Below are 12043 nucleotides of genomic sequence, written 5' to 3'. Positions count from 1 at the left end.
CTCGCCGCGGGGGCAAAAGCTGAGCGAAGCGCGCCATGACGTCGTCTCCCTGATTACTCTCCACGTCTCGAACGCGCGGAGTTGAATGCGTCCGGTTGACTAGCGAACGATCGTTCGTTAGTCAACCGTCATGGTTGTCCACACTTCCAGCGCTGCGGAAGCGGCTGCGCCCACGACCCGCGAGCGGATCCTGAGCGAGGCGCTGAACCTGTTTGCGCAGAGCGGCTATGGCGGCGCCTCCATGCGCGAGCTGGCGCGCCGCGTCGGCGTCCGCGAAAGCAGCCTCTACAACCACTTCTCCGGCAAGGCCGCGATCCTGGAAGCGATCGTCAGCGAGCACGGTCCGGCCAGCTCGGCGAGCCGGCTGGAGGAGCCACGCTACAAGCAACTCGCGCGCCAGCCCGCCGCATTCTGCCGGCAGTTTGCGTTGGATCTCGTCGAACAATGGTCCGACCCGCGCGAGCACCAGTTCCAGAAGGTCATTACCGCGGAGCGTAACCGCGTGCCCGGTATTCGCGCCAAATTCGCCGACCATTTTTACGCGCGCGAGCAGAGCATGATGACGGACTACTTTCGCGGTTTTGCGCTCGCTGGCCTCGTCTCGACGCCTGATGCGCGCGAGACTGCGCGGCTGTTCGCGGCCGGCCTGATCTACATCCGCCTCGAACACTACGTGATGGGCGCTACGCCCTCGCCGCGAGCAAAAGTGATCGAGGCGATCGACCGCTATCTTGCCTTCTTCCTGTCGCTGATTGCGGCAGGCAACGACGACGCCAACAAGAAACGAAAACCCAAGGGAGAAACGCGTGGCAAGGCTGCCCCTGATTGATCCGGAGACGACGAGCGGCGACATCCGCGCCTCGTTCGACCGCATGCCGGTCAAGCTCAACATCTTTCGCATGATGGCCCACGCTGAGGCCAACATGATCCCGGCGATGCGGCTCGGCAATTCGATCCTGCACAAGCAGAAGCTGAGCGCTGTCAATCGCGAGCTGTTGATCTTGCAGGCTGCCCAGCTCGAAGGCGGCGCCTATGAATGGCGCCAGCATGTGCCGATCGCCCTAGGCGTCGGCTGCACGCAAGGCCAGATCGATGCGGTCGAGCGTGGCGAGTACGACTCCACCGCGTTGAGCGAAGCCGAGTGCGCGCTGCTGGAGTTCGGCCGCGAGGTGGTCGAGAACGTCCGCGTTCCCGACGCCATCTTCGCCGCCGCGCGAAAACATTTCAGCGATCAGGAGATCGTCGAATCCATCGTCGCCCTCGGCTTCTACATGATGATGGCGCGCGTCACCGAGGCGACCGAAACCGATCTCGATCCCGCGGCCGGCATGAAGGTCTATGACGGCGGCAAGAAATAGGCGGCTGAGATGACGGAGACCGACAGCAAGCTGGAACGTTGCGTCCGCCCGCCGAGCGCTGAGTCATTGGGCGAAGCGCCGGGCAGGGGACGACTGAAGGGCCGTCGCATCCTGATCGTCGGCGGTGGCCAGCGCGTGTTCGATGCCACTACCGATCCGATCGGCAACGGCCGCGCCATGAGCATTCTGTGTGCACGCGAGGGCGCCAAGGTGGCAGTCGCCGACCTCAACCGCACTTCGGCCCAGCAGACTGTCAAGCACATCACGGATGACGGCGGTGAAGGCTTCGCCATCGCCGCCGACGTCACCTCGGAGGCCGACGTCCAGCGCATGATCGAGGAAGCGCATCGCGCGATGGGCGGCCTCGACGGCATGGTGCTGAACATCGGCACCTTCGGCAAGACCGGTCTCGATGCCGTCAGCCCCGAAGAGTGGAACAGGATCTACGATGTCAACGTCCGCGGTCCCATGCTGTGCTGCCGCGCCGCGATGCCGAAATTCGACAATGGCGGCGCCATCGTCTTCATCTCTTCCATCGCTGCGCTGAAAGCGGGATCGCAGATGGCGGTGTATGACTCCTCGAAAGCCGCGCTCGGCGGCCTCATGCGTAACATCGCCCATCTCGGCGCGCGCCGCGGCATCCGCGCCAACCTCGTCTATCCCGGCCTCGTCGACACCCCCAACGGCCGCGAGGCCGGTGCCGGCCGCCCCAATCGCGGCAAGAGCCACATCCCTTTCGGCCGCCAGGCCACCGCCTGGGAGATCGCCTATGCCGTGCTGTTCTTCCTGTCGGACGAAAGCGTCTACGTGACAGCGCAGACGCTCGCGGTGGACAGCGGTTTGAGCGGGATGTAAAAAACGCGCAACGGCGCCGACCACACCACCGACGTCATCCTGAGGCGCTTCCCACGTGGCGCAACGCGCCGCGTGGGGAGCCTCGAAGGATGTGCCACGGGCGCTCGCGGCCCATCCTTCGAGGCGCGCAAGGGCGCGCACCTCAGGATGACGTCGTGCTTGTGGGGGCGAACCCAGCCGGCCTGCGATGGGATCAAACTGCCGGGCACTTTTTGCAGCGTTGCGCGAAGTCCGCGTCGCTTCGACGAGGAAACGCAATAGGAATCAACGACACCTCGCTGGCACATAAATTGCTGAATACTCCCCGCAATGACCACAGGAATGAAGCCGTGACCAGCGTCAGCTACACTGTCCCGCCGAACTGGACCGCAGGCTCCGACAAGACGGGTGCGGGCAAGAACAAGAATCCGAACGATCCGAACATGCTGACGACGGGCGCCTATGGCAGCGCGTTCGAGCTGATGCTCGACAGCCACGCCAACAGCGACGGCACCACCACGGAGACGCTGACCTACAAGAGCTACAGTGGCAAGACCAACGGCACGTTCGCCGCGACCGCCGAGACCGGCACGGGCGCCGACCTCGGCAGTGCCTATCAGTCGCTGCTCTCAACGCTCCAGGCCAACGGCGAGATGGACGACAAGACCGCTGCCCAGCTCAACGATGCCATGGGCCAGCTCGACACCAAGTCCGCCGGTGGCGCCAAGGACGCCGAGATCTCCGGGGGCGGCCTGCTGGTGCAGGCCGGCGGCCCGGTCTATTTCAACGGCATCTCGGCCTATCAGAACCAGTTCGTGGATTCGCTGGTCAACGAGTTGAGCACCAGGCTCAACCTCGACGCCAAGGCGTGAGAAATCGGCGTGACTACGAAGGCAGCCGCTCCAGCAGCTCCTTCGTGGTCAGAATGGCGTGAGCGAACATCGGACCGTTCGTTTCCGCTGCCTTCATGCCCTCGGCGCTGAAGGCCGCCGTCGCATCCTTCACCAGCGTGACGTGATAGCCGAGCTCCATGCCGAAGCGACCGGTCGATTCGATACAGCTATTGGCAATCAGGCCCACGAGAATGATCTTCTGGATCCCGTGCTGCTTCAGCTGCAGATCGAGATCGGTGTTGGCGAAGCCGCTTTGAGCCCAATGCTCCTTGATGATCACGTCGCCCTCCTGGGGCCCGAACTCCGGGTTGAACTCTCCACCCCATGTTCCAACTTCGAACGCCTTGGTCGGCAAGCCCGCCTTCTGAAACATGTTGATGTGCTGCCAATTGTCGAAGTCGTGCGCGTGTGAGCGATGATGCGGCACGATGAAGACCTGTATCCCGGCAGCGCGAATTTTTGGCAGAAGAGCCCTGAGGTTTCCGAACATCCCTGATGCGTCGGCGGTTGCCTTGATGGCATTGAAGAGCTTGCCGCCCTCGCTCATGAAGTCGTTGTAGGGGTCGACGACGAGAAGCGCGGTGCGGTCGGCGGCGTATGTATTGTTCGTCATATGGTCCTCATTTGGTTCATCGTGATGTCGATGGAGAGACTTACTGGGCACCCGATTTGGGGGAGAAGGGTCCGACGGGCGGCGGAGTCATGAAGGCCACGCAGACCAGGGCGAGGATGGCGAACCAGGTCGTGAGCCAGAATGCGTCGACATAGGCGAGAGTATTCGCCTCGCGCTGGATCGCCGTGGCGAGCGCGCTGGTCGCGCGTGCCGGTGCGACTGAGATGCCGTGCGGGGTGAAGTGAGCCGCCAGTTGCGACAGCACATGCGTGGTGTCAGCCTCGCCGCGCATCACCTTGAGGCCGAGCAGATTCGAGGAGACCTGCTCATGCGTCCTGAGCCACGTGGCCATCAGGGAGACGCCGAATTCGGCGCCGCACAACCGCATCACCTGAATATACGCTGCAAACGCGGTGGAGCGGGCAGGGTTCGAATTAGCCAGGGTGAACAGGATGACGGCGAACAGGGCGAAGGTCTGGCCGACCGATTGCAGCATCGCCATCGGAATAAAGTCGGCCGGAGACCATTCGTGGGTTACTTGCGTGCCGAGCAGGCCCGCGGCCGCGAACGCTGCGAGACCGATCATCAAGGTGATCCGGACGTCGTGCGTTTCGACGAGATAGATCGACAACGGCACCAGTGCCAGCATCGGCAAGGTCGCGTAGGCCAAAAAGAGCGTGCCCGACTGATAGAGCCGGAGCTGCACGATGTTGGTGAGGAAGCCCGGCGCGAGGGAGGAATTGGAAAGGCTGGTCAGCGTGAACAACAACACGGTGACCAGAGCGAGGCCGATGTTGCGGGACAGCAGCACGTTGGCGTGGGCCCATGGCTTCGCGACGGTCGCCTCGTTGATGAAGAAGCAGATCGTCAACCCCGCGCCACTCACAAGCAGTGAGACGACGGTGCCTGAGTGGAGCCAATCCAGGCGGTTCCCCTGGTCGAGACCGACGAAGATCATCGCGGTCCCGCAACCAAGCAACAGCATCCCGCCCCAATCCGCGTCCTTCACCAACTCCCTGTTGACGGGCTCTGGCGGGCTGCCGAGATGGACGAGCAGCGCCAGCAATGGGGCGACCAGCGCACCCTGCCAATAGATCCACTGCCATCCGGCGTGCTCCAGATAGAAGCCGACCAGTGCAACGCCCGAGTTCATCGAGAACCCGACGCGAATGCAGTAGATCGCCAGCGCCGGGACCCACCATTGCATCGGAAGCACGCGGACAATGACCAGCAGTGTCGCCGGAACGAAAGTGCCGAGAAGAAGTCCGTGAACGATATTCAAGGCCAGCAGCGCATGGAAATCGCGGACGAGCGGGATGAGGACCGACACCACCGCGTAAACCAGGGCTGGAATTCCGAGAATCCGGCGCACACCAAAGGCGGTGGCGAGCCATGCGACGGCGGGCGCGATCAGGATTTGCGGGGCGGTCCCGGCCGTGTTGAACCATGATCCTTCGTCGAAGCTCATGGCCATCGCGCCGCGCAGATCGGGCAGCGCAAGCGAGAGCAGGCGGGTGTCGAAGCTCGCCAGAAACGATCCGAGCATGACTGCTGCGACCGCAACCAGAGGACGCTGCGAAACCTGTCCGGCTGATACCGGACCGCTTTCGACAACCTCAGTTCGCGCCATCTGATGCCCCGAATCCTTCCACGTGAATGCGGGTGGTGGCCGACATGCCAGGCAGCAGCCGCGCAAGCAGAGGCTGGCCCGCGTCCAGTTCGATTCGTACCGGCACCCGCTGCACCACTTTGGTGAAATTCCCGGTCGCATTGTCCGGCGGCAGCAGGGCAAATTGCGATCCGCTGGCCGGCGAGATGCGCTCGACCCGGCCGTGCAATGTCTGATCTCCGAAAGTGTCGATGACGATGTCGACAGTCTGGCCGGTTCGGACCCGCGTCAGCTGGGTCTCCTTGTAGTTCGCCATGACGTAAACCTTGGGCAGCGGAATCACGTTGATGAGGCCGCTGCCGATCGTGACGTAGTCCCCCGGCTGCACCTGCCGCTCGCTGACGACGCCGTCGAAGGGAGCAACGATGGTGGTGTAGCCGAGCCGGAGTCTCGCGGCGTCCAGGGACGCTTTGGCTCCAAGCAGGTCGCCGGCACGCTGTAGCTTCGTTCCTGCCAGCACCTCCAATTGATGGCGCTGGGCGGAGACGAGGGCCATGCTTGCCTTGACGTCGGCCTGGGCTTTGGCGCTGGCGGCGACGGCCTGCTCGAGTTTCTGCCGGGTCCCCGAAGATGTCTGCGACAGCGTTTGCTGACGTTCTTCCTCCTGCCGGGCCGCGAGTTCGAGCGCCTGCATCGACGCGTGCTGGGCCTCGGCCTGCGCGATGGTTGCATTCTGAAGCTCGACCTGATTGCCGAGATTATCGAGGGCGGCGCTGGCGCTCACGACGGCGGCCTCGCCCTGGGCGGCTTGGGCGTCGTAGTCGGCGGGGTCGATCCGGATCAGGACATCGCCGGTCTTCACACGTTGGAAATCGACGACTTCGATCGCTTTGACCGTGCCGGCCACGCGGCTGCTCAAGCGCGTCATCTCGGCTCTCACATAGGCGTCGTTCGTGGTCTGGAGCGACAGGCTCGCCATCCAGGAGTCCCATCGAAGCGTCGCCAGCGCGACAAATCCGGTTGCGATGGCGATCGCTGCCACGGGAATGGCCAAGCGCCGCCACGTGTGAATGGCTGGAGTGGCTGGACGAGCGATGGTCTCTGTCTGGGTCATATCGTCCGCTTGGCTGGCGCGGGAAGCGCTGGCGAAAAGCCGCGCTCCCCGTTCGCGATCTTTCAGGCCGGCTCGATGGCCGCGAGGAAGCTGTCGATCGTCGTCACCTCGTGCCCGAAGGTCGGATACGAAAGTGTGAGCGCAGCCTTGTGGGCTTCCTCGGTGAATTCGGCGACCGCATCGGTCAGGAACGTCACGTGAAAACCTTCTTCCAGAGCGTGGCGGCCGGCGCTCTCGACGCATGTGTCGGATGTCAGCCCTGCCAGGACGACCTTCTCGATCCCCGCGTCCCGTAGCTTCGGCAGCATGTCCGTGTTGACGAAGCTGTCGAAGGATCGATGCCGGCTGACGATCGTGTCGCCCTCGCGGGGAGCGAAAGCCTCGTAGAAGTCGGCGCCCCACTGCCCCTTCCAGAACACCTTGTTGTCCATCGCCCATTGCCAGTTCGGATGGACGTGACGGACGTCGTCGAAGCTGTGCTCGTGCAGGCCGTGCGGCACATAGAAGATCTTGACGCCTGCGGCGCGCGCTCCTGCGATCAGGCGGGCGAGATGCGCCTTGAGGTCCGTCTTCCGGAGCATCGGGCCGATACGGCCGGCCAGCTTGCCCTTGTCGTCGAGGAAATCGTTCAGCAGGTCGACCAGGAGCAGGGCCGTTTCCTTCGTCGAATATTTCTCCGTCACGGCGATTTCCTTCTGATGACGAGGCTTGGCGATGGTTGGCGCCCGGTCGGGGGATCGGTTTCAATTTCGATACGTCACGTATTGTATGATCGACGTCATTGCAATAGATACGATACGATACGTAGTGATTGAAATTTAGGCGGCCGGAACCCGGCCGATGCCCCAAGACTCTCAATGCGCCGGCCCGCGATTGACGCGGCGGGCATGTCCTGCTGGGATTTGCCGGGGGAAAGTCGATCCGTCGTGCAGCGCGTCTCTTTTCCCGCGCAGGCCGGACATGATAACGATACGTCTCGTCTCATAAATATTGGGCGGGATATGGCAAAAAAGGAATTACCCTCGGAGACGGCTGCGCCTGGACGGCCGCGCAGCGAGGCCTCCAGGCGGGCGGTTCTGGAGGCGACGATCTCCCTTCTGAACACGACGACCGTTCGCGATCTCACGATTGAGGCCATCGCGCATGAGGCCGGCGTCGGCAAGACGACCATCTACCGATGGTGGCCGGGCAAAACGGCGGTTGCCGTCGAGGCCTTCATCGAAGTCATGCTTCCCAATGTGCCGGTCCCGCACACGAGCAGCGCCGGCGACGACATCAGCAGTCATCTTTTGCTGCTGGTGCGGCGATACAACGGTAAACTTGGACGGATCGTTGCCCAATTGCTCGCGGAAGGACAATCGGAGCCCGAGATGCTCGCGGATTTTCGCCAGCGCTTCTTTGCCGGGCGCCGCGTCGCGATCCGGGAAGTGATCGAGCGTGGGATCAGGAACGGCGAGTTCGACAGCAAGCTCGATGTCGAGATTGCGCTCGATACTCTCTATGGTGCGATCTACTTCCGCCTGATTTTGGGGCACTTGCCTCTGGACCAGGAGTTTGGCAAGGCGTTGGCGCGGTTTGCGATGAGCATCTTAAAAGCGAAGCCGAAGTCAGGCCGGTGAACACATGAAAACCACGCTGCTCAAATCCGAGAATTACACCCGCTCGCCCTGGAAGAACGGCGGCGGCATCTTCACCGATATCGCGGGCGCCTGGCGCGCCGACGCGCCGGTGAGGGACTGGATCAGCCTGCTCTGGCGCTTCGCGTCCACGCCGATCATTACGCCCGGTCCGTTCTCCTACATGGCCGGCATCGATCGCCTCCAGATGGTCGTCGCCGGGCGCGGGCTGGTGCTGAAATCGCCCACGCAGGAGTTCGACGAGCGCGAGCCGTTCACGACCGTGCGCTTCACCGGCGAGATGGAGATCGTCACCGAGCTCGAGGCAGGTCCGGTCGAGGTCGTGAACCTGATGGCCCGGCGCGGTGCGGCCGAGATCGAACTGATCGCGCTCAGGGGGCCCGGCGATCGGCCATTGCCGGTCGGCACGCATCTCGTTTATGCGGTTTCCGGTGATTGCGGCATTCGTCTCAATAGCGAGGAGTTTGTCATCCCCGACGGCTGCACGCTGAAGGTCGAGTTGACCGAGGCGTCCGGACTGGCGCTTGTTTCAGGGCTGGCGGTGCTGGCGTCGATTCGGCCCGTCGGTTAGCCGGCCATTGTCCCGATCGGGCGAACCGACAATCCATGCAACTGGCCAGGTTGACGCGGCGGGCGCGGAGCACGATATCTGGCCTGATGCAGACCTCCGCCCAGAGCAGATCATGACCGCGCCAGACAAAAATCCCCCCGCCACACTGTCCGACGGCGTCGTCCACTGGCTGATCAACGGTACGCGCGACGAGCGCTTCATCGACAACATTTTTGCCGAGATGTGCAACCGCCTCCAGCAGGCGGGCATTCCGCTCAAGCGGTCGACGGTGCACATCCTGATCCATCACCCGCAATGGCTGGGGGCCCGCATGATGTGGTCCGACGGCATGCGCGAGGCGGAGATTGCGCGGGTCGATTTCGACGTGAGGGAGCGCTCCGAATACATCGGCAGCTCTGCCAACGAAATCCATGACGGCGCCGCCGAGGTGCGCGAGCGGCTCGAGCAGGATCGCTCGCTCGGCCGCAAGCATGCCCTCTATGACGAGATGCGGGAGAAGGGCCTCACCGATTATGTCGCCTGGCCGCTCTACCACACGCTCGGCAAGCGCCATCTCGTCACCTTCGCGACCGACCGGCCCGGCGGCTTCGACGACGCGCATGTCGCCGCCCTCAAGAATGTCTTGCCGGTGCTGGCGCTGGTCAGCGAGATCCGCGTCAAGAACCGCCTGGCACGAACCCTGCTGGAGACCTATGTCGGCGCCCATGCCGGCGAGCTGATCCTGGCCGGCGCCACCCGGCGCGGCACCGGCACGACGGTGCGCGCCGCGATCATGATCTGCGATCTCAGAGATTTCACCAAGATCTCCGACAACTGGCCGCGCGACGACGTCATCGATCTCCTCAACGACTATTTCGACGCGATGTCCGAGCCGATCGCGCGGCACGGCGGCGAGATCCTCAAATTCATCGGCGACGGCCTGCTCGCGATCTTCCCGCTGAGCGAGCCCAATGCCTGCGCCAACCTGCTGCATGCCGTGACCGAGGCGCGCGTGGCGATGGCGGCCTTGAACGCGCGGAACAACGGCACAGGCCGCGCGCCGCTGAACTACGGCATCGGCGTCCATGTCGGCGATGTTATGTACGGCAATATCGGATCGTCCAGCCGGCTCGACTTCACCGTGATCGGCCCCGCCGTCAACATGGCCTCGCGCCTTGAAGCGCTGACCAAGCAGGTCGGACGGCCAGTGCTGCTGTCGCGCGATTTTGCCGAGCTGGTGCAGCCGAAATTCGAGCTGGAGCGCGTCGGCAAGTACGAGGTGCGCGGCTTCAGCGACCCGATCGAGCTGTTCGCGTTTCAGCCTGATACCGGGACATGATCGATTTGGAAAGCCGCCGCGCACTTGTCCGGATCATGCTTCAGGCCCGTCCCCTGTGAACCGCTGCAGCAAGCTCCGGAAGTTCGACGACCGAGCGGGTTGCGACCAGATGTGACCAAAGGTCTTCCGCGCGCCGGCTGAGGCGCCGCTGTGGCCGATAGATCCGGATGTCGAGGTCGACATCCAGCTCAGGCAAACCGGTGCGGACGAGACGGCCGCGGAGGATGTCCTGATGGGTCGTGGTCAGTGGCAGCCACGCGACGCCAAGCCCGGACAAGGTCATCGATCGCAATCCGTCGGCCAGCGAGTTTTCATAGATGCGATTGAGCTGGGGCAGGTCTGTCGCATCGGCGAGCTTCTGGTCGACGGCCCAGCCGAGTGAGCATTCGCTGCTGTAACCGAGATAGGAAATCGACCGCCGCGGCCCCGGCGCCAGATCATGCAGGGGCTGGTTGCCGCTGTCGACGGCCGACAACGGCACGAGCTTCTCACGCCCAATGGTCAGCCACTGGCAGGTCGAGATCGACAGCGTCTTTCCACCGGCCGAATTCAGCCGGTTGGCCTGATCCATGTAACAGACGACGAAATCGACGGCGCCGTCGTCGAAGGCGTCGCAACATCCCGGAAGGTTGTCGGACAGGATCGTCAGCCGCGTCGATCCGATCGTTGCCTGGATCTGCGGCAGCCACTTTGGAAAGAACGTCACGGACAAAAGGTGAGGGGCGGCGAAGCGCACGCTCCGCGCCGCGTGGTCGTGATCTTCGCGCAGGGCGCGCCTGACAGCATTGAGCCGTCCGATCACGTCGTTTGCCGTGGCCAGCAATTGCGCTCCGGCATCGGTCAGCTCGATGGGGGATTTGCGGCGGTCGAGCAATGCCGAGCCGGCCCAGTTTTCGAGCGATTGCAGCCGGCGGCTCAGCCCGGATTGGCTGACATTTCGCAACTCGGCGGCACGCGTCAGGTTCCTGGTCTCCGCGACGGCGGCCAGATCCTCAAGCCAGCGGATATCGAGCATGGTCGTAGCCTTCCCCGCGATCTCTCGTGGCGGGCACGATAGCCGGTTTTCTCCGGTCGGCCGATGCAAATTCCGCATCAGATCCGCGCGCATTCGCATTGGAAAGATCCGGTGTCCGCGACGTAGCGTGCTGGCGGATTGAGCGTCTGGAAGGACATCCGATGAGACTGGGCAAATTCGGCATCATGAACGTGGCATCGATCGCGATGATGGCAAGCTTGGTCGCGGGGGCCTTCGCAGAGCCGTCCCCCGCACAGCAAGGGCCCGGCAATAGCGCTATTCTCAAACGCATCCTGGAGCGTGGTGCGATCAACATCGGCCATCGCGAGGCCTCAGTCCCGTTCTCCTACATCAACGATGAGCAAAAGGTGGAAGGCTATTCCGTCGATCTCTGCATGAAGGTGGCCGATGCCGTGAGGCAGCGGCTGAACAAGCCCGACATCAAGGTGACGTTCACGCCGATCAACGTGACCAACCGGATCCCGCTGGTGGCCAACGGAACGATCGACCTCGAATGCGGCACCACCTCGAATTTCCTGACGCGTCAGGAGCAGGTCGAGTTCTCGCCGATCTTCTACGTCACCGGCACGCAGCTGCTCGTGAAAGCAGCATCGCCGATCAAGGAAATCGAGGACCTCAAGGGCCGGCGCGTTGCCGCGCTGCAGGGCTCGTCGAACGAGGCCGCGGTCCGCAAGCTCAACGAGGAGAAGGCGCTCGGCGTCCAGCTCGTCTATGTGAAAGACCTTCCCGAGGGCGCGCTTCTGGTCGAGAACGACCGCGTCGACGCGTTCGTCGCGGACGGCGTGCAGATCAAGGTCTACGCCGCCAACAAGGCGAGACCGGCAGGCTCGCTGGCGGTCGTCGGTCGCCTGCTCACCTACGACCCCTATAGCGCGATGATGCAGCGCGGCGACCAGGATTTCGCGTTGCTGGTGCGGGCGGCCTTTGCCGACGCCTTCCGGTCGGGAGAGGCCGAGAAGATCTACGTCAGATGGTTCGACCCGCTCGGTCTGAAAATCGAGGGCGAGCTGCTGGCCGCCTTCCGGGTTCAGGCTCTGCCGCGCTGAACATCCGGACAGGC

Annotated in this window: 13 protein-coding genes; 8 read left to right on the top strand and 5 right to left on the bottom strand. The window is 63.4% G+C overall.

Going from position 1 to position 12043, the window contains the following annotated elements:
• The first annotated feature begins 130 nt into the window (after nucleotides 1-130).
• From B5V03_RS16305 to B5V03_RS16290, 4 genes are all read left to right on the top strand, one after another.
• Complete coding sequence (locus B5V03_RS16305) at nucleotides 131-829, top strand: TetR/AcrR family transcriptional regulator (protein WP_129271338.1); 699 nt, start codon at nucleotides 131-133, stop codon at nucleotides 827-829.
• Complete coding sequence (locus B5V03_RS16300; RefSeq protein ID WP_129271337.1) at nucleotides 807-1358, top strand: carboxymuconolactone decarboxylase family protein; 552 nt, start codon at nucleotides 807-809, stop codon at nucleotides 1356-1358. Before B5V03_RS16305 ends, B5V03_RS16300 begins: the two co-directional genes overlap by 23 nt.
• Before the next feature lie 9 nt (nucleotides 1359-1367).
• On the top strand, nucleotides 1368-2213 hold the full coding sequence (locus B5V03_RS16295; RefSeq protein WP_129271336.1) for an SDR family NAD(P)-dependent oxidoreductase: 846 nt from the start codon (nucleotides 1368-1370) through the stop codon (nucleotides 2211-2213).
• 329 nt (nucleotides 2214-2542) lie between these two features.
• A complete protein-coding gene (locus B5V03_RS16290) occupies nucleotides 2543-3064 on the top strand; it encodes a hypothetical protein (protein WP_129271335.1) in 522 nt (173 codons plus the stop codon).
• A gap of 13 nt (nucleotides 3065-3077) precedes the next feature.
• On the opposite strand, the gene B5V03_RS16285 is transcribed toward B5V03_RS16290, so the two are convergent.
• The 4 genes from B5V03_RS16285 to B5V03_RS16270 form a co-directional block, all read right to left on the bottom strand.
• Nucleotides 3078-3698, bottom strand: a complete 621-nt coding sequence (locus B5V03_RS16285; RefSeq protein WP_129271334.1) for a cysteine hydrolase — start codon at nucleotides 3696-3698, stop codon at nucleotides 3078-3080.
• 40 nt (nucleotides 3699-3738) lie between these two features.
• On the bottom strand, nucleotides 3739-5328 hold the full coding sequence (locus B5V03_RS16280; RefSeq protein WP_129271333.1) for an MFS transporter: 1590 nt from the start codon (nucleotides 5326-5328) through the stop codon (nucleotides 3739-3741).
• Complete coding sequence (locus B5V03_RS16275; protein WP_129271332.1) at nucleotides 5315-6421, bottom strand: HlyD family secretion protein; 1107 nt, start codon at nucleotides 6419-6421, stop codon at nucleotides 5315-5317. Before B5V03_RS16275 ends, B5V03_RS16280 begins: the two co-directional genes overlap by 14 nt.
• A 62-nt stretch (nucleotides 6422-6483) precedes the next feature.
• The gene (locus B5V03_RS16270; RefSeq protein WP_129271331.1) at nucleotides 6484-7104 is read right to left on the bottom strand and encodes an isochorismatase family cysteine hydrolase; all 621 of its coding nucleotides are present in this window, start codon (nucleotides 7102-7104) and stop codon (nucleotides 6484-6486) included.
• Nucleotides 7105-7278: 174 nt separating this feature from the next.
• On the opposite strand from B5V03_RS16270, the gene B5V03_RS16265 reads away from it, so the two are divergent.
• The 3 genes from B5V03_RS16265 to B5V03_RS16255 all read left to right on the top strand — a co-directional run bounded on the left by B5V03_RS16265 (nucleotide 7279) and on the right by B5V03_RS16255 (nucleotide 9947).
• Nucleotides 7279-8040, top strand: coding sequence for a TetR/AcrR family transcriptional regulator (locus tag B5V03_RS16265; RefSeq protein WP_206736154.1), 762 nt, complete (start codon nucleotides 7279-7281; stop codon nucleotides 8038-8040).
• A 4-nt stretch (nucleotides 8041-8044) separates the two neighbouring features.
• Nucleotides 8045-8629 (top strand): HutD/Ves family protein, encoded by a 585-nt coding sequence (locus tag B5V03_RS16260; RefSeq protein WP_129271330.1) that lies wholly within the window; start codon nucleotides 8045-8047, stop codon nucleotides 8627-8629.
• 112 nt (nucleotides 8630-8741) lie between these two features.
• Nucleotides 8742-9947 (top strand): adenylate/guanylate cyclase domain-containing protein, encoded by a 1206-nt coding sequence (locus tag B5V03_RS16255; protein WP_129271329.1) that lies wholly within the window; start codon nucleotides 8742-8744, stop codon nucleotides 9945-9947.
• 40 nt (nucleotides 9948-9987) lie between these two features.
• Here B5V03_RS16255 and B5V03_RS16250 read toward each other — a convergent pair whose 3' ends face one another.
• Entirely contained in the window at nucleotides 9988-10962 is a 975-nt protein-coding gene (locus B5V03_RS16250) for a LysR family transcriptional regulator (protein WP_164988054.1), read from the bottom strand.
• A gap of 161 nt (nucleotides 10963-11123) precedes the next feature.
• Between B5V03_RS16250 and B5V03_RS16245 the strand changes: the two genes are divergently transcribed.
• Nucleotides 11124-12029: an amino acid ABC transporter substrate-binding protein gene (locus B5V03_RS16245; protein WP_129271327.1), complete on the top strand. Its 906-nt coding sequence runs from the start codon at nucleotides 11124-11126 to the stop codon at nucleotides 12027-12029.
• The last annotated feature ends 14 nt before the right edge of the window (nucleotides 12030-12043 follow it).

The organism is Bradyrhizobium betae (assembly GCF_004123905.1).
GTDB classification, from domain to species: domain Bacteria; phylum Pseudomonadota; class Alphaproteobacteria; order Rhizobiales; family Xanthobacteraceae; genus Bradyrhizobium; species Bradyrhizobium betae_A.
The sequence above is the reverse complement of the archived record's forward strand: the minus strand, read 5'-3'. Positions and strand labels throughout refer to the sequence as shown.